16 protein-coding genes are annotated in these 17,546 nt (G+C 68.2%); 7 read left to right on the top strand and 9 right to left on the bottom strand.

Annotated features, from left to right (window positions below; genetic code table 11):
• Window position 1: 1 nt before the first annotated feature.
• Together AC0KUR_RS34330 and AC0KUR_RS34325 are read left to right on the top strand one after the other, a co-directional pair.
• Entirely contained in the window at window positions 2–1,567 is a 1,566-nt protein-coding gene (locus tag AC0KUR_RS34330; RefSeq protein ID WP_059557633.1) for an efflux transporter outer membrane subunit, read from the top strand.
• A gap of 127 nt (window positions 1,568–1,694) precedes the next feature.
• The gene (locus AC0KUR_RS34325) at window positions 1,695–2,723 is read left to right on the top strand and encodes a MerR family transcriptional regulator (RefSeq protein WP_059557632.1); all 1,029 of its coding nucleotides are present in this window, start codon (window positions 1,695–1,697) and stop codon (window positions 2,721–2,723) included.
• 72 nt (window positions 2,724–2,795) lie between these two features.
• Here AC0KUR_RS34325 and AC0KUR_RS34320 read toward each other — a convergent pair whose 3' ends face one another.
• Together AC0KUR_RS34320 and AC0KUR_RS34315 are read right to left on the bottom strand one after the other, a co-directional pair.
• Window positions 2,796–3,320 (bottom strand): M949_RS01915 family surface polysaccharide biosynthesis protein, encoded by a 525-nt coding sequence (locus tag AC0KUR_RS34320; RefSeq protein WP_034186817.1) that lies wholly within the window; start codon window positions 3,318–3,320, stop codon window positions 2,796–2,798.
• A gap of 77 nt (window positions 3,321–3,397) precedes the next feature.
• The gene (locus AC0KUR_RS34315) at window positions 3,398–4,780 is read right to left on the bottom strand and encodes a sigma-54 interaction domain-containing protein (RefSeq protein WP_473377127.1); all 1,383 of its coding nucleotides are present in this window, start codon (window positions 4,778–4,780) and stop codon (window positions 3,398–3,400) included.
• A 253-nt stretch (window positions 4,781–5,033) separates the two neighbouring features.
• On the opposite strand from AC0KUR_RS34315, the gene AC0KUR_RS34310 reads away from it, so the two are divergent.
• The 3 genes from AC0KUR_RS34310 to AC0KUR_RS34300 are packed head-to-tail and all read left to right on the top strand — an operon-like array spanning window position 5,034 to window position 8,449.
• Complete coding sequence (locus AC0KUR_RS34310) at window positions 5,034–5,918, top strand: MBL fold metallo-hydrolase (RefSeq protein ID WP_034186815.1); 885 nt, start codon at window positions 5,034–5,036, stop codon at window positions 5,916–5,918.
• A 32-nt stretch (window positions 5,919–5,950) separates the two neighbouring features.
• Window positions 5,951–7,624: a bifunctional protein tyrosine phosphatase family protein/NAD(P)/FAD-dependent oxidoreductase gene (locus tag AC0KUR_RS34305; RefSeq protein ID WP_343726722.1), complete on the top strand. Its 1,674-nt coding sequence runs from the start codon at window positions 5,951–5,953 to the stop codon at window positions 7,622–7,624.
• 18 nt (window positions 7,625–7,642) lie between these two features.
• Complete coding sequence (locus AC0KUR_RS34300) at window positions 7,643–8,449, top strand: sulfite exporter TauE/SafE family protein (RefSeq protein WP_049031625.1); 807 nt, start codon at window positions 7,643–7,645, stop codon at window positions 8,447–8,449.
• A 96-nt stretch (window positions 8,450–8,545) separates the two neighbouring features.
• Here the strand turns inward: AC0KUR_RS34300 and AC0KUR_RS34295 are convergent, their stop codons facing one another.
• The 4 genes from AC0KUR_RS34295 to AC0KUR_RS34280 form a co-directional block, all read right to left on the bottom strand.
• Window positions 8,546–9,367, bottom strand: a complete 822-nt coding sequence (locus AC0KUR_RS34295; protein ID WP_034186812.1) for an ABC transporter permease subunit — start codon at window positions 9,365–9,367, stop codon at window positions 8,546–8,548.
• On the bottom strand, window positions 9,364–10,290 hold the full coding sequence (locus AC0KUR_RS34290; protein WP_034186811.1) for an ABC transporter permease subunit: 927 nt from the start codon (window positions 10,288–10,290) through the stop codon (window positions 9,364–9,366). Before AC0KUR_RS34290 ends, AC0KUR_RS34295 begins: the two co-directional genes overlap by 4 nt.
• Complete coding sequence (locus tag AC0KUR_RS34285) at window positions 10,287–11,447, bottom strand: ABC transporter ATP-binding protein (RefSeq protein ID WP_034186810.1); 1,161 nt, start codon at window positions 11,445–11,447, stop codon at window positions 10,287–10,289. Before AC0KUR_RS34285 ends, AC0KUR_RS34290 begins: the two co-directional genes overlap by 4 nt.
• An 86-nt stretch (window positions 11,448–11,533) precedes the next feature.
• The gene (locus AC0KUR_RS34280) at window positions 11,534–12,628 is read right to left on the bottom strand and encodes a polyamine ABC transporter substrate-binding protein (protein WP_034186809.1); all 1,095 of its coding nucleotides are present in this window, start codon (window positions 12,626–12,628) and stop codon (window positions 11,534–11,536) included.
• Window positions 12,629–13,022: 394 nt separating this feature from the next.
• Here AC0KUR_RS34280 and AC0KUR_RS34275 point away from each other — a divergent pair, with 394 nt between their 5' ends.
• Window positions 13,023–13,226 carry a DUF1289 domain-containing protein gene (locus tag AC0KUR_RS34275; protein ID WP_006493160.1) on the top strand — a complete coding sequence of 68 codons (204 nt, stop codon included), beginning with the start codon at window positions 13,023–13,025 and terminating at the stop codon, window positions 13,224–13,226.
• Window positions 13,227–13,300: 74 nt separating this feature from the next.
• Here AC0KUR_RS34275 and AC0KUR_RS34270 read toward each other — a convergent pair whose 3' ends face one another.
• From AC0KUR_RS34270 to AC0KUR_RS34260, 3 genes are all read right to left on the bottom strand, one after another.
• Window positions 13,301–13,942 (bottom strand): OmpW/AlkL family protein, encoded by a 642-nt coding sequence (locus AC0KUR_RS34270; RefSeq protein ID WP_034186808.1) that lies wholly within the window; start codon window positions 13,940–13,942, stop codon window positions 13,301–13,303.
• A gap of 65 nt (window positions 13,943–14,007) precedes the next feature.
• Entirely contained in the window at window positions 14,008–15,198 is a 1,191-nt protein-coding gene (locus AC0KUR_RS34265) for an NAD(P)H-dependent flavin oxidoreductase (protein ID WP_473377126.1), read from the bottom strand.
• Window positions 15,199–15,321: 123 nt separating this feature from the next.
• A complete protein-coding gene (locus AC0KUR_RS34260) occupies window positions 15,322–16,758 on the bottom strand; it encodes an aldehyde dehydrogenase family protein (RefSeq protein WP_473377125.1) in 1,437 nt (478 codons plus the stop codon).
• A gap of 369 nt (window positions 16,759–17,127) precedes the next feature.
• On the opposite strand from AC0KUR_RS34260, the gene AC0KUR_RS34255 reads away from it, so the two are divergent.
• Window positions 17,128–17,493, top strand: coding sequence for a hypothetical protein (locus AC0KUR_RS34255; protein ID WP_034186805.1), 366 nt, complete (start codon window positions 17,128–17,130; stop codon window positions 17,491–17,493).
• The last annotated feature ends 53 nt before the right edge of the window (window positions 17,494–17,546 follow it).

Below are 17,546 nucleotides of genomic sequence, written 5' to 3'. Positions count from 1 at the left end.
CATGGATGAATCGATGAACCTGAAAACGAAAGCCGTGCGGGCGCTCGCGGTGGCGAGCCTCGCCGGCCCGCTCGCGGGCTGCGCGTGGTTCGCGCCGAGCGGCGAGCCGCCCGCGATGCCGTCGCCCGCGCACTACGGCACCGTGCCGCAAGTACAGCAGACCGTATCCGCGCAAGGCGTCGCACAACAGTTCGAAGTCGGCGCGCAGCCGGTGCCCGACTGGTGGAAGCAGTACCGCTCCGACGCGCTGAACGCGCTCGTCGACGAAGGGCTGCGCAACAGCCCGACGCTCGGCGCGGCGTCGCATTCGCTGGACGCCGCGCGCGAACAGCTGCGCGGGCAGATCGGCAGCTCGATGCTGCCGTCGATCGACGCAGGCGCCCAGGCGACACGCCAGCGCGCGCTCGGCGTGCCGATTCCCGCGCTCGGCGCGCCGACGCTGCTGTACGACACGTTCGTCGGGCAACTGCAGGCCAGCTATACGATCGACCTGTTCGGCGTGTCGCGCTTCGCGAACCGCGCGCTCGCGAAACGCGTCGACGTCAGCGCGTTCCAGCTCGAATCCGCGCGGCGCGCGCTGGCCGCGAACATCGTCACCGCGTCGATCACCGTGTCGGTGCTCAACGCGCAGATCGGCACGACCGAGCGGCTCGTCGCGCTCGCGAACGACCAGGCGCACGACGCCGAACGCCGCTATGCGCTCGGCTCGGCGTCGCGCAGCGACGCGCTGAACGCACGGCAAAGCGCCGACACGTTCGCGGCGAGCCTGCCCGCGCTGCGCCAGCAGCGCGACTCGGCGCGGCATGCGCTCGCGGTGCTGGTCGGCCGCACGCCCGACCGGCCGCCGGCCGATCTCGCGCTCGCCGATCTGCATCTGCCCGAGCAGGTGCCCGTCGTCGTGCCGTCGGACCTCCTGAAAAGCCGCCCGGACATCCAGGCGGCCGATGCGGGGCTGAAGGCAGCCGCGGCCGAAGTGGGCCTCGCGACCGCGCAGATGTTCCCGCAGCTGTCGCTGTCGGCCGCGATGGGACGAGGCGGCTTCAGCTGGCCGACGATGCTGTCGGGCGCCGGCGCGATCTGGAACGTCGGCGCGTCGCTGAGCCAGCCGATCTTCCACGGCGGCGCGCTGCTCGCGCAGCGCCGTGCGGCGAAGGCGACCTACGAGGCCGCGGTCGACCAGTACAAGCAGGCCGTGCTCGGCGCGTTCCAGAACGTCGCCGATTCACTGGCGGCGCTCGAACACGATGCGGAAGCGCTCGATGCGTCGTCGCGTGCCGCCCTTTCCGCGCGCGGCGCATACGACGACGCGGCGGCCCGCGTGCGGCTCGGCGCGCTGCCGCCGTCGGCCGCGCGCGCGAGCGAGCTGCAGTACCGCAACGCGCGGCTCGACGAGATCCGCGCGACCGGCGCGCGGTTCGCGGATACCGCGCGGCTGTACCAGGCGATGGGCACGCCGCCGGCCGGCAACGGCGACACATCCGCCAAGACCGGCAGCACGGCCGGCGATGCCGCAACCGGTCAGCAGGCCCACGCCGCCGCGCCCGACACCGCCCCTTCGACGCCATGACCGGCTCCTTCGGCCGGACGCGTGCGGCGACCCCGCACGCGTCCGGCCGCCGAATGCCGATCTTCCGCTTGACCCTCACGTAGCGTAACGTTCGAGACTCCAGTGTGCGCACCGAACGGAGGAACGAATGCGGCTGAAAGTGGGAGAACTGGCGAAACGCAGCGGGCTGACCGTCCGCACGCTTCATCACTATCACGCAATCGGTTTGCTGACGCCTTCGGCGCGCGCCGACAACGGCTACCGGCTGTACGACCGCCACGACATCGCCCGGCTCCACCAGATCCAGGCGCTGCGTCGCTTCGGCCTGTCGCTCGCCGAAATCGGCGATCACCTGAACCAGCCCGGCACCCCGCTCGTCGAGCTCGTCGCGAAGCAGATCGCGCTGCTCGACCGTCAGTTGGCGCAGACCGCGCAGCTGCGCGAGCGGCTCGTGAACCTGCATGCGCAGCTCGCGGCGGGCACGGAGCCGGAACTGGCCGATTGGCTCACCACACTGGAGTTGATGACCGTGTACGACAAATATTTCTCCGAGGAAGAACTCGCGCGCATGCCGATGTACCGGAAGAGCCAGACGGGCGACGCGGAATGGATCGCGCTCGTCGACGAGGTCCGTGCGCTGTACGACGCGGGCGTGCCCGCCGAGGACGAGCGCGTGCGTGCGCTCGCCGCACGCTGGATGGCGCTGCTCGTGCGCGACACGAACAACGATCCGCGGTTGCTCGCGAAGCTCAACCGGATGCACGAGCACGAACCGGCGATGCAGTCGAAGATCGGCATCTCGACCGCGCTGCGCGACTATGTGCTGCGCGCATCGTCGGAAACGAAGATGCGGCTCTTCGAGCCGTACCTCGCGCCGGACGAGATCCGCTTCATGCGCGCGCACTACGCCGAACGTGCGATGGAATGGCCGCAACTGATGGCCGACGTGCGCGACGCGATCGACGCGGGCACGCGGCCCGATTCGCCGCAAGGCCGCGCGCTCGCGCAGCGCTGGCTCGAACTGTTCCGCAGCTACGCGGGGCACGATCCGGCCACGCACGCGAAATTCCGCGCGGCGCTGATGAACGAGCCGGCGCTGACGAAGGATTCGTGGACCGACGAGACGCTGCTCGGTTTCGTGCGCGAAGCGATGGCGCAACTGGCGCCCGTGCGCTGAGCGCATGACGAGGCGGGCGGCGGACGGGCCGCGGTGTGCCGCCCGCTCACCCTGCACGCATCGGCCGCCGGCCTAGTCGTTGCGTGCGCTGATCCCGCGCCAGCGCTTCGTCATGTAACGCAGAAGCACGGGCTGCGCCTTCAGGTCCGCGTTCGGCACGGGCGCCGCGCCGCCGTCGACGAACTTGCCGTTGACCGTCACGGTTTCCTCGCCGCGCAGCACGTATTTCGTGCCGGCGTCCACCAGGAAATACTTGACCTGATCGGCACTGACGTCGCCGCGGCAGCCGATCTTGTACGCGAACAGGAACTGCTTGCGGCCGTTGCCGAGCAGGTCGCGCATTTCGATCGACTTCGGTACGACGTCGAGGATCACGTCGACCGGACAGGCCTTCACGTAGTCGCGCACCGTCCAGTCGGGATGGCCGTCGAGCGTCGCCGCCACCTTCAGCTCGACATCGTCGCCGGACTCGGTCCTGGCCAGCGTCACCGCGTGCGCGCCGGCCGCATCGGTCCACGTATAGTCGGCGGCCTGGGCCGGGTTGCACGAGACGGCGGCCGCAAGAAACAGGCAAGGCGAAAGGAAGCGTCGGTTCATCGGCGAAGAGGCGGAACGGGAATACGTCATTATCGGCAAACCCGTGTACCGTTGCCAGCCGCGCGCGACATGCGCGTTCAACGCTCGCGCGAACCTACGCCGAGCGCCTTAATCCGCCGGTACAGCGTCCGCTCGCTCATCCCGAGCCGCTCGGCAAGCGCCTTGCGCGTGCCGTCGAACGTACGCGCGATACGCACGAGTTCCGCGTCCGGCACGTCGCGCGCGTCCGCCGCGGGATCTTGCGGCGCCGCCGCTGCCGCGACCAGTTCGGCCGGCAGATGCTCGACCCGGATCGTCCCGTCGTCCGCGAACAGGCACGCGCGTTCGAGCACGTTGCGCAACTCGCGGATGTTGCCGGGCCACGCATACGCGTCGAGGCACGCGCGTGCGTGTTCGGTCAGCCTGTACGGCCGCGCATTCGCGTCGCCTGCCTTGCCGCGCGCATTCGCGATCCGTCGCAGGATCGACTCGGCCAGCAGCGCGACGTCGCCCTGCCGTTCGCGCAACGCCGGCAGCGGAATCGGAAACGCGTTGATCCGGTAGTAGAGATCCTGCCGGAACCGGCCGTCGTCGATCATCTCGCGCAGCGGCTTGTGCGTGGCCGCGACGAGCCGGAAATCGGCGCGCAGCGCCTCGACGCCGCCGACGCGCCGGAACGTGCCCGACTCGATCAGCCGCAGCAACTTCACCTGCATCGGCAGCGGCACGTCGCCGATCTCGTCGAGAAACAGCGTGCCGCCCTGCGCGGTTTCGACGAGGCCCGGCTTGCGCTGGTTCGCGCCCGTAAACGCGCCTTTCTCGTAACCGAACAGTTCGCTCTCGAACAGCGTCTCGGCGATCCCCGAGCAATCGACGACGACGAACGGCCCCATCGCGCGATCGCTCGCCTCGTGCAAGGCGCGGGCGAACAGTTCCTTGCCGGTGCCCGATTCGCCGAGCAGCAGCACCGGCAGCGTCGACGGCGCGACGCGCTGCAGCGCGCCGAGCGCCGCATTGAAGGCGTCGGAGCCGCCGACGAGCCCCTCCGCGCTCGGTTGCGCGGATGCACTGCGCACCGTCGTCAGCCGCTCGACATAGGCGATCACGTTGCCGTCCGCATCGAAGATCGGCCGCAGCTCGACGTCGACATGCTCGGGGCCGCGCGGCGTGTGATGGATGTGCAGCACGCGGTTCAGCCCGCGCGACTCGAGCGCCTGCTTCATCGGGCAATGCTCGCCGGCCTGGTCGCACGGCACGTCGTAGTGATGCGAAACCTGGAAACAGTGCCGGCCCACGTGCTCGACGCCGGCTACACCGAACTGGCGCCGGTACGCCTCGTTCGCCGCGAGGATGCGGTAGTCGGGATCGACCACGATCATCGGCTGCGGGTCCTGCTCGAGATAAGCGACGAGCGCGCGCACGTCCGGCAGCGCGTCGCGACGCGGCGCGGGAACGATCGGAATGGTGTCGTGCGGATGCATGCGGAGGCTCGCTCGGTGAAGGGGCGCCCTGGCGGACTGCCAGGCGGACTGCCAATTCTGCCACGACACTGCCAGTTGTGGCAGTCTTCGTCCGCCACCGGGTGTCGCTGCCACCATCACGAGGCCGCCGACGCACCGAAAACCCGAGCCGAATCAAGCCCCTGCCTGATCGGCCGATGCCGCACCGCTGGCTGGCACGCTTCTTGAAGTAAAGATCGCGATTGCAGATGCAGAACCCGATCGAGGACACCCCGTGAGCAACGCCCCCGCCCTGTCGGTCGAAGGCTTTTTCGACCCGGCGACCCACACCGTCAGCTATCTCCTGCTCGATACCGACAGCCGCGCGTGCGCGCTGATCGACAGCGTGCTCGACTACGATCCGACATCCGGCCGCACGCGCACGGCCAGCGCCGACCGGCTGATCGCCCGCGTCGCCGAACTCGGCGCAACCGTCGAGTGGCTGCTGGAAACGCACGTGCACGCCGACCACCTGTCGGCCGCGCCGTACCTGAAAGCGCGAGTCGGCGGCCGGATCGCGATCGGTTCGCACGTGCGCCGCGTGCAGCACGTGTTCGGCACGCTGTTCAACGCCGGCCCCGGCTTCGCGGAAGACGGCCGCCAGTTCGACCGGCTCGTCGACGACGGCGACACGCTCGCGCTCGGCGCGCTGACGATCCGCGCGCTGCACACGCCGGGCCACACGCCCGCGTGCATGACCTACTGCGTCGACGACGCGACGCAGCGCGCGGCATTCGTCGGCGACACGCTGTTCATGCCCGACTACGGCACGGCCCGCTGCGACTTCCCCGGCGGCGACGCACGCACGCTGTACCGCTCGATCGCGCGCGTGCTCGCGCTGCCGCCCGACACGCGCCTGTACCTGTGCCACGATTACCAGCCGGGCGGCCGCGACGTGCAGTTCGTGACGACGGTGGCCGAGCAGCGCCGCGCGAACGTGCACGTGAAGGACGGCGTGACCGAGGACGATTTCGTCGCGATGCGCACCGCACGCGACGCGACGCTCGACATGCCCGTGCTGATGCTGCCGTCCGTGCAGGTCAACATGCGTGCCGGCCACCTGCCCGAGCCCGAGAACAATGGCGTGCGCTACCTGAAGATCCCGCTCGACGCGATCTGAGCCGCACGCGCTGCCCCTACCGAGACCCCGACATGACCTCCATCCGCAAGCTGACCGACACGCTGTCGGTCTCGCCGCAAATCACCGCGGCCGACCTGCCCGCGCTTCACGCGGCCGGTATCCGCGCGATCGTCTGCAACCGGCCGGACGGCGAAGGCGCCGACCAGCCGACCGTCACCGAAATCCGCGCGGCGGCCGCGCCGCTCGGCATCGACGTGCTTTACCTGCCGGTCGATACCGGCAAGGTCACCGACGACCAGGCCGCGCAGTTCGGCGCGCTGCTCGCGTCGCTCGACGGGCCGGTGCTCGCCTACTGCCGCAGCGGCACGCGTTCGGCCACGCTGTGGGCGCTGTCGCAGGCGGGCCTGCGGCCGCTGAACGACATCGTCGCGACGGCCGGCGCGGCCGGCTACGACCTGGGCGGAATCGCGTCGCGCATCGCACCGGGCGGGCGGCAAGCCGCGCCACCCGTCGTCGACGCACGGCACGACATCGTGATCGTCGGCGCGGGCGCGGCCGGCATCGCGGTCGCGTCGAGCCTGCTCGCGCGCGACGCGTCGCTCGACATCGCGGTGATCGATCCGGCCGACGTCCACTACTACCAGCCGGGCTGGACGATGGTCGGCGCGGGCGTGTTCCAGCCGGAAACCACCGCACGCCGGATGACCGACGTGCTGCCGCGCGGTGTGCACCGGATCCAGGCCGCCGTCGCGGGCTTCGATCCCGACGCGCACACGGTCGTGCTCGACGGCTGCCGCCGCATCGGCTACCGCAAGCTCGTCGTGTGCCCGGGACTCAAGCTCGACTGGCACGCGATCGACGGCCTCGCCGACACGCTCGGCCGCAACGGCGTCACGTCGAACTACCGCTACGATCTCGCGCCGTACACGTGGGAACTCGTGCGCGCGTTCCGCGGCGGCCATGCGCTGTTCACGCAACCGCCGATGCCGATCAAGTGCGCGGGCGCGCCGCAGAAGGCGATGTACCTGTCGTGCGACCACTGGCGGCGCGCGGGCCGGCTCGACGCCGCGAACGTCGAATTCCTGAATGCGGGCGCGGCGCTGTTCGGCGTCGCCGACTACGTACCGGCGCTGATGGAATACGTGAAAAGCTACGACATCGCGCTGTCGTTCGGCCACAACCTCGTCGCGATCGACGGCCCGGCACGCCAGGCGACGTTCGCGCGCACGCTGCCGGACGGCGGCAAGGAAACCGTCGTGCGTGGGTTCGACATGATCCACGTCGTGCCGCCGCAAAAGGCGCCCGACTTCGTGCGTTCGAGCCCGCTCGCCGACGCGGCCGGCTGGATCGACGTCGATCCGGCGACGCTGCGGCACCGGCAGTTTCCGGACGTCTACGCGCTCGGCGACGTCACCAACACGACCAATGCGAAAACGGCCGCCGCCGCCCGCAAGCAGGCGCCCGTCGTCGCGCACAACCTGCTCGCGTCGCTCGGCCGCGCGCACGGCGATGCCGCGTACGACGGCTACGGCTCATGCCCGCTCACCGTCGAGCGCGGCAAGATCGTGCTCGCCGAATTCCTGTACGGCGGCAAGGTCGCGCCCACTTTCCCCGCATGGCTGATCGACGGCAAGCGCCCGTCGCGGCTCGCGTGGCTGCTCAAGGAGCGCGTGCTGCCGCCGCTCTACTGGAAGGCGATGCTCAAGGGCCGCGAATGGCTCGCGAAGCCCGCCGTCGCACGTTGACCGGAGCGCGATGACGTCATGCTGATTTCCCTCGTACTGGGCAGCTTCGTCGGCGCCGTGCTCGGGCTGACCGGCGCCGGCGGCGGCATTCTCGCGGTGCCCGCGCTCGTCGTCGGAATGAGCTGGCCGATGCAGCAGGCCACGCCCGTCGCGCTCGTCGCGGTAGCAGGCAGTGCCGCGCTCGGTGCGCTCGAAGGCTTCCGCCGCGGGCTCGTGCGCTATCGCGCGGCGCTGCTGATGGCCGTGGCCGGCGTGCCGCTGACCACGCTCGGCGTACGGCTCGCGCACATGTTGCCGCAGCGCCTGCTGCTCACGCTGTTCGCACTGACGATGCTGGTCGTCGCCGGCCGCCTGTTGCGGCAGGCGCTGCGGCAGGCGGCGGTCGACGCCGACGCGTCGCCGCTGTGCGTCGGCCGCGTGAATCCCGATACGGGCCGGCTGGTGTGGTCCTGGCCGGTCGTCGTGGCGCTGGCGTCGACCGGCGCGATGACGGGACTGATGACGGGGTTGCTCGGCGTCGGCGGCGGCTTCGTGATCGTGCCGATGCTGCGCAAGTTCACGAATGTATCGATGCACGGCGTGGTCGCGACGTCGCTGATGGTGATCGCGCTGGTCGGCACGGGCGGCGTGCTCGCGACGCTCGTGTCGGGCACACGTGCGCCGCTCGACGTGACGCTGTGGTTCACCGTCGCAACCGCGTTCGGCATGGCCGCCGGCCGCGGCGCGTCGCGCCGCCTCGCCGCGCGGCACGTGCAGGCCGGCTTCGCGGCCGTGCTCGTGTGCGTTGCGCTCGGGTTGCTGGCGAAAGCCGCGTTCGGCGCATGAGCCACCGGCGGTGCCGCGCACGCGTCGCCAAACGAAACGCCCGGCCCGACTCGTCGTCGGCACCGGGCGTTTTTCATCGCGGCCGCGGCCTGTCCGTCAGCCCGCGTAACCCGCCATCCGCTTGCGTTCCTGACGCAGCATCACGAAGTTCGCGATCACGACACCGGCCGTCACCGCGACGATGAACAGCGTCGCGAGCGCGTTCATCTCCGGATTCAGGCCGAGACGCACGCGCGAGAACACGACGAGCGGCAGTGTCGTCGAGCCGGGGCCCGACAGGAACGCCGACAGCACGAGGTCGTCGATCGACAGCGTGAACGACAGCAGCCAGCCCGCGATCAGCGCCTGCGAGATCAGCGGCAACGTGATCGTGAAGAACACCTTCAGCGGCGTCGCGCCGAGATCGAGCGCGGCCTCTTCCAGCGACGGGTTCAGCTCGCGCACGCGCGACTGCACGATGATCGCGACGTACGAGATGCACAGCATCACGTGGCCGAGCCAGATCGTGAACACGCCGCGCTCGGCCGGCCAGCCGATCCACTTCGCCAGTTCGATGAACAGCAGCAGCAGCGAGATCCCCTGAATGACTTCGGGGATCACGAGCGGCGCGTTGATCATCCCGCTGAACAGCGCGAAGCCGCGAAAGCGCCCCATCCGCGCGAGCACGAAGCCGGCCCACGTGCCGATGAACACCGACGCGAACGCGGTCAGCACGCCGATCTTCAGCGACAGCCACGCGGCCGTCAGCAGCTCGTCGTCCTGCACGAGCGCCGCATACCAGCGAAACGAGAAGCCCGACCACACGGTGACGAGCTTCGACTCGTTGAACGAATAGACGATCAGGCTGAGGATCGGGATGTATAGGAACGCGAAGCCGGCAAACAGCGCCGCGAACTGCAAATAACGGTTCGGCTTCATCGACGGCCTCCCTGTTCCTTCGCCTGGAAGTGCTGGAACATCGCCATCGGCACGAGCAGCAGCAGCACCATCGCGCAGGTCACCGCCGACGCCATCGGCCAGTCCGCGTTGTTGAAGAACTCGTTCCACATCACGCGGCCGATCATCAGCGTGTTCGCGCCGCCGAGCAGCTCCGGAATCACGTACTCGCCGACCGCCGGGATGAACACCAGCAGGCAGCCCGCGATGATCCCGTTCTTCGACAGCGGCAGCGTGATCTGCACGAACGCCTTCCACGGCTTCGCGCCGAGGTCGTACGCGGCCTCGAGCAGGCGCAGATCCATCTTCACGAGGTGCGCGTAGAGCGGCATCACGAGGAACGGCAGGTACGAGTACACCATCCCGATGTACACCGCGTAGTTCGTGCGGTACAGCTCGATCGGCGTGTGCGTGAGGCCGATCCACATCAGGAAGTTGTTCAGCAGCCCGTTGTTCTTCAGGATGCCGATCCACGCGTACACGCGAATCAGGAACGACGTCCAGAACGGCAGCATCACGCCCATCATCAGCAGGTTGCGGGTCGCCGGATTCGAGCGCGCGATGTAGTACGCCATCGGATAGCCGACCAGCAGGCACAGCAGCGTCGTGATCGCGGCCACCCACACCGAGTTCACGTAGGTCGCGAAATACAGGCTGTCCGTGAACAGGAACGCGTAGTGCGACAGGTTCAGCGCGATGTGCACGACGCCGTCGGTATACGACGCGAGTTCCGTGTACGGCGGGATGCCGAGCTGCAGCTCCGCGAAGCTGATCTTGACGACCAGCACGAACGGCACCAGGAAGAACAGCACAAGCCACGTGAACGGCCCGGCGACGACCGCCGACGCGCCAGTCAGGTTGAAGCGCCGCACCGGCCACTCGAGCAGGGACTTGAACGCGTTCATGACGTCAGCACCACGCCGGCCGTCGCGCTCCAGCGCACGTAGATCTCGTCGCCGAGCGCCGGTGTGTCGAGCTCGGAAATCGCGAGGCTCGACACGTTCGCGATCACCGTCTTGCCCGCGTCGAGCTTCACGTGATACAGCGAATAGCCGCCCATGTACGCGACGTTGCTGATGCGGCCGCGCGCCCAGTTGAACGCGCCTTCGGGCGGCTTGCGCGTGAGCGCGATCCGCTCGGGGCGCACCGACACCGTGACCGGCATCCCGAGCGGGCCCGAGATCCCGTGGCTCACGTACAGCCGGCTCGGCAGCTCCGGCGATTCGATGTACACGTGGTCGGGTTCGTCCTCGACGGTCACGCCGTCGAACAGGTTCGTCGAGCCGATGAATTCGGCCGAGAAGCGGCTGTTCGGGTATTCGTAGACTTCGTTCGGCGAGCCGATCTGCACGATCTGGCCTTCGCTCATCACCGCGAGGCGGTTCGCCATCGTCATCGCTTCTTCCTGGTCGTGCGTGACCATGATGCAGGTGACGCCGACCTTGTTCAGGATGTTGACGAGCTCGATCTGCGTGCGCTGGCGGATCTGCTTGTCGAGCGCGGACATCGGCTCGTCGAGCAGCAGCAGCTTCGGGCGCTTGACCAGCGAACGGGCCAGCGCGACGCGCTGCTGCTGGCCGCCGGACAGCTGGTGCGGCTTGCGCTTCGCGTACTTGCTCATCTGCACGAGTTCGAGCGCGGACGCGACGCGTTCCTTCAGCTCGGCCTTCGGCGTGCCTTCCTGCTTCAGGCCGAACGCGACGTTCGACTCGACCGACATGTGCGGGAACAGCGCATACGACTGGAACATCATGTTCACGGGCCGCTTGTACGGCGGCATCTGCGCGAGGTCCTCGCCGTCGATCAGGATCTTGCCCGACGTGACCGTCTCGAGGCCCGCGAGCATCCGCAGCAACGTCGACTTGCCGCAGCCCGAGCTGCCGAGCAGCGCGAACAGCTCGCCCTGGCGCACGGTCAGGTTGACGCTGCGCACGGCCTCGGTGTCGCCGAATTTCTTGACGACGTCGACGATCTGGACAAAGTTCTCGGCGCGCGCATCGGCGCCGGAGGAGGAAACGGAGAACGGCGCGCCCGCGACCGGCGCACCCGACTGGCTATTCATGATGTGCTGCTTCTCTCCTGCGTTAGACGAACAAAGCCCCCGGGGGCACCAGGGGCTTCATGACTGCGGGTTCACTTCGGCTCGCGTCAGCGGCCCGACTTCAGCTCGGTCCACAAACGCGTCTGCAGACGCTGGATTTCAGGCGGCAGCGGCTTGAGCAGGAACAGCGTCTTCACGACGTCGGCCGGCGGGTAGACGGCCGGGTCGTTCGCGACGTCGGGCCGCACGTACTTGCGGGCCTCGGCGTTGGCGCTCGGGTAGTACACCGCGTTCGTGATCGCCGCGTGTACCTTCGGGTCCTCGATGTAGTTGATCCACGCGAGGGCCGCTTCCTTGTTCTTCGCGTCCTTCGGGATCGCCATCACGTCGAACCACACCGGCGCGCCGCCCTTCGGAATGTAGTACTCGACCTTGTACGGCTTCTTCGCCTCGATCGCGCGATGCTTCGCGATCACGACATCGCCCGACCAGCCGAACGCGAAGCAGATGTCGCCGCCGACCAGGTCGTTGATGTAGCCCGACGAGTTGAATTGCGTGATGTACGGGCGGATCTTCTTCAGCACTTCCATCGCGGCCTTGTAGTCGGCCGGGTTCGTGCTCATCGGATCCTTGCCGATGTAGTGCAGCGTCGCCGCGAACATCTGGTCGGGCGCGTCGAGCACCGACACGCCGCAGGTCTTCAGCTTCGACAGGTTTTCCGGCTTGAACAGGATGTCCCAGTTGTCGAGCGGCACCTTGCCGAGCGCCTGCTGCGCCTTCGTCAGGTTGTACGCGAGACCGGTCGTGCCGTACGCCCAGGGCACCGAGTACTTGTTGCCCGGGTCCGCGCCGGCGACGAGCGCCATCAGTTGCGGATCGAGGTACTTGAGGTTCGGCAGCTTCGACTTGTCGAGCGGCGCGAAGATGCCGGCGGCGATCTGCTTGCCCGCGTAGTTGCTGGTCGGCACGACGATGTCGTAGCCCGAGCTGCCGGTCAGCAGCTTCGCCTGCAGCGTGTCGTCGCTGTCGTAGTTGTCGTAGCGGACCTTGACACCCGTCTGCTTCTCGAAGTTCGGGATCGTGTCCTTCGCAATGTAGTCCGACCAGTTATAGACATTGAGCTGCGTATCCTTCGCCGCTGCCGCCGACGCCCCCACGCACAGCGCGAGCGCTGCGAACCGGCCCACTACCTTTGCTTTCATCCCGTTCTCCCTCCGGCCGGACACGTTGCCCGGCTGTCGTCTGCCTCGTCATGGCGGCGCATTCTGGCGCGCCACCCCTCGAAAACCCCGAAAACTACCATCATTCGCGCGCCGTCACAAAAAAAACATGCCGGTGTCGCGCAAACGGAACAGATTCCCGCCGCCAGCCAGCCAGGCTGCCCGCGCGGCGGGGCGTTCCGGGGGAATTCTATCGGGTAATCGGCATCTGTCCACCGGGAAAAACGGTCAGGGGCGAAACCGCGGTTGCATACCGGGCGCGCGGCCGGACGGTCGCGCCGGCGCACCGGGATCGCATGCCGGCCGGCGCCGGCCGACCCGGCGGCCGCGATGCATTAAAATGGCGGTTCACGATTCAACCGCGCGAACCCTTCCGATGGCCTCCAATCTCCACGACCTGCCCGACAGCCCCTGCATCGGCGTGTGCTCGACCCTCTTCGACGAAGTCTGCAAGGGTTGCGGCCGCACGGCCGCCGAAGTGTCGAACTGGGTGTTCCTGAGCGACGACGAAAAGCGCGCGGTGTGGGAGCGCATCACGCGCGAAGGCACCGCGATGCGCTTCCAGTACGACAAGCTGTAAATTCGCCGCACAAAAAAAGAGCGGCATGCCGACCGCCATGCCGCCAACCCCAACTCTGTTCTTTTCCTGCCGCGTCAGAACTTCATCCCGACGCCCACGCCGACGATCAGCGGATCGATGTGCAGCGTGCCGATGCCCTTGTCGCCCAGCGTCGCATCGGTGCTCATCCAGATCTTCTTCACGTCGACGTTCATGAACACCTTCTTCGTCAGCTGCACGTCCACGCCGAACTGCAGTGCGGGGCCGAAGCTGCTCTTGTTGATCGACACGCCCTCCCCGCCGACGTTGAGCCCGTTGTTGTAGAAGTACGTGTAGTTCAACCCGGCGCCGACGTACGGCCGCACCTTGCCCGCGTGGTTGAAGTGATACTGCAGCAGCAGCGTCGGCGGCAGCACGCCCACGCCGCCGAGATTGCCGAGGCTCGACGTCATCTGGTGCCGCGACGTGCCGAGGATCAGCTCGACGCCGAGGTAGTCGCGGATCATGTACGTGAAGTCGAGCTCCGGCACGATCGCGTTGTTCACGCCCGTGTTGATCGCGCCGAGCGTATCGCTCGCGCGCTCGTTCGGCTGGATGCTGATCGCGCGAAGCCGGACCAGTACGTCACCCTGGTTGATGCCGTCACCGGGCGACGCCGCGTGCGACAGCGACGGCATCGCGACGAAGGTGGCCGCGACGGCGGCTGCGGTGACACAAGTTCGAATCGTTTTATGCATGGTACGGACCCCCAAAGAATGGTTTCCATTCTCCATGTAGGGTCTTTTCGTCATCTTGATATTGGTCAAGCCAGCGTAAACGTGGGACGGTTTGCCGCAGGCTCGGTCGCACTGCCGGTCAGCAGCAGGTCGAGCAGATCGCGCACGCTGCGGATCGCGCGGCCGAACGGCAACGCTTCGCGGCCGCGGAAGAACAGCCCGTTCGCGACGTCGCCGCGCAGCGCGGCCGCAAGCCGCGTGTCGATGCAGAAGTGGCCGAATTTCTCGATGCCGTCGCGCAGCCCGCATACGCTCAGGCATTCGAGCGCGGTCGGGCAACGCTGCTTGAACGCGCCGAGCTTGTTGCGAATGCGCGTCTCGTTGCGCAGGTAACGATCGAGCCACGGCGTCTTCACCGCGCGGGCGGGCAGCCCCGTCACGCTGACGAATTCGACGATGTCGTCGGGCGTCGCATCGGCAAGCACGCGCTTGAAGTGCGGATGCGCATCCCCTTCTTCCGTCACCGCGAACGGCGTTCCGACCTGCACGCCATTCGCGCCGGCCGCGAACGCCGCGCGCACCGTGTCGTGACTGTTTACGCCGCCCGCCACGATCAGCGGAATCGTTTCGCGTTCGAGACCGAGCGACGCCATCACCTGCGCGGTCTCGTCGAGCACCCGCGCGAAATCGAAACGCGCGTCGTGCATGTCGTCGATCTGCGTGACGCCGAGGTGGCCGCCCGCGTGCGCCGGATGCTCGATCACGATCGTATCGGGCAGGCGCCCCTTCTTCATCCACTTCTTCAGCACCAGCGCGATCCCGCGGCTGTCCGACAGGATCGGGATCAGCGCGATGTCGTGCCCTTGCGTGAGATCGGGCAGGTCGAGCGGCAGGCCCGCGCCCATCACGATCGCGTCCGCGCCCTCGTCGCATGCGACGCGCACGTAGTCCGCGTGCGCGCTCACCGCCTTCATCACGTTGACCGCGATCATCCCGCGCCCTTCGCTGTACGTCTTAGCGAGACGGATCTCGCGCGCGAGCGCCTCGCGGTTCGCGGCCTCGAGCGTCGCGCGATCGGGTTGCGCGCGGCAGCGTGCGAGCAGGTCCGCATGATGGTGGCGCAGGTCGATGCTCGCGATCGTGCCGACCGCGCCTTCGCGCGCGACGCTGCCGGCCAGCCGGTGTGCGGAGATGCCGACGCCCATGCCGCCCTGCACGACGGGCAACAAGGTGCGGCCGCGAATCGTCAGCGGCGGAAAGGAACTGCGTACGGTCATCTGAAACCTCGTCGGAACATCGGAACCGCGATGATCGACGATCCACCGACGCGCACCTTGACGGCCGTCAATAAAAAAACGGCACGCGAGCGTGCCGTTTCCGTTCCATGCGGCGCGCGGCGCTCAGGCAGGCTTCGCCGGCTTCAGCTGCATCGACTTGTACTCGAGATACTCCTCGAGCCCGTACACGCCGTTCTCGCGGCCGTGCCCCGACTGCTTGTAGCCGCCGAACGGCGCGGCGGCGTTCCACATGCCGCCGTTGATGTCGACCTGCCCCGTACGGAGGCGGCGCGCGACGCGCATCGCGCGTTCGTCGCTGCCGGCCCACACCGCGCCGCCGAGCCCGTACGGCGAATCGTTCGCGATGCGCACGGCTTCCTCTTCATCGCGATACGTGATGATCGACAGCACCGGCCCGAAGATCTCTTCCTGCGCGATCGTCGATTTCGGATCGACGCGGCCGAACACCGTCGGCTTCACGAAGAAGCCCTTCGCGAGGCCGTCCGGCAGGCCCGTGCCGCCCGTCACGAGTTCCGCGCCTTCGTCGATGCCGCGCTGGATGTACGCCTGCACGCGCTGCTGCTGCACGGCCGACGCCAGCGCGCCGAGGCGCGTCGTATCCTGCCGGGGGTCGCCCGCGACGTACGCTTCGGCCGCGGCCTTCGCCAGCGCGCGCGCTTCGTCGTAGCGCGCTTCCGGCACCAGCATCCGCGTGTGCGCCGAGCAGGTCTGTCCCGCGTTCAGGTAGCACGCGTTCACCGTACCCTTCACGGCCGTCGCGAAATCGGCGTCGTCGAGAATCACCGATGCCGACTTGCCGCCCAGCTCCAGCGCGACGCGCTTGACGCCCGCGGCCGCCAGCTCGGCCACGCGCTTGCCCGCGCGCGTCGAGCCCGTAAACGACACCATGTCGACGTCCGGATCGGTGGCCAGCACCTCGCCGACGACCGGGCCATAACCGCACACGAGGTTGAACACGCCGGCCGGCAGCCCGGCCTCGTGAATCGCTTCGGCGAGCATGAACGCGTTGAGCGGTGCGACTTCGGACGGCTTCAGCACGACCGTGCAGCCGGCCGCGAGCGCCGGCGCGACCTTCAGCGTGACCTGGTTCAGCGGGTAGTTCCACGGCGTGATCGCCGCGACGACGCCGACCGGCTCGCGCACCACGAGCGAGTTGCCGACCTGTGCCTCGAATTCGAACGACTCGGCGAGCTTCGCGTACGCCTTCCAGTTGTAGATCGGGCCGCCGACCTGGATCGCGCGCGACAGCTTGATCGGCATCCCGACTTCGCCGGTGATCGATTGCGCGAGTTCCTCGCTGCGCGCCTGCAGATGCTCGACGATCTTGCGCAGGTAGCCCGCGCGTGTCGCGGCCGGCGTGGCCGCCCATCCGTCGAAGGCCGCGCGCGCCGCGCGGATCGCGTCCTGCGCGTCGGATGCGACGCCTTCGGGAATCCGGCCGATCACGGCCTCGGTGGCCGAGTCGATCACGTCGATCGTGCCGGTTCCGGCCGGTTTGCGCCATGCGCCGTCGATATAGAACTGGTCGTAGATTTTCATCGCTTCCGTCTCCTGTCGACCAGAGTTGGCGCTTTAGCGCCTACTCTGGTCCCATGCCCTTGCGCGGTCGACCCGAGTTGGCGCTTCAGCGCTTGCTCCGGTCCCATGCGTCGCGGGAAAGCCGACATTCTAGCGAGCGTTTCGGTCGGCCGGCATGACGATTGACAGCCATTCGAAAGAATCGGGGAGCCGTCGCGCCGCGTGGCGCTCGCCGGCCGCGCATGCCGCCGGCGGCGTGTGCGCGACCGCCGCCACATCAGCATCGGCCCGGGTGCGCGGGCAGGCCCGCATCGTGCTATGTTTTTAATATCGGCACCGGCTCATTGCATCCGGCGCCGCCCGGAATCGACGCATTTCGTGAGCGCTGCCATGACCGACGCATCCCATACCCTCGGCTCGCAAGACCGCCTTGAGCTGCTCTGCTGGCTCACCTGCGGCAACCTCGGCGCGTTTTACCTCAACGAATCGTGGCCGGACGCCACGTTCCAGGTCCAGGCCGCGCACCGCTGGCTCGACCGCCATCACCGTCAGGCCGACTGGCTCGCGGTCGCGAAGCTCGCGGCGCTCGCGCAGGACATCGCGAAGCGGCATGCGGGGTTCGTCGACGCGTCGTGGGCGCGCGACGCGGTCGAGGAAATCGTCGACACCGACGATCTCGATTACCGCGCGAAACTCGTGCAATGGGTGTACGAAGACTGCTGCAAGGCCCTCGCGGACAAGCGGCTGGCCGACTGAGCCGTGGTGCGCGCGGGCCGCGGCGTCGCCCGGCGCGACGGTCTTGTCGCCGC

The organism is Burkholderia sp. YHN3-13 (genome assembly GCF_055810675.1).
This window is presented reverse-complemented; position numbering and strand designations above follow the sequence as displayed.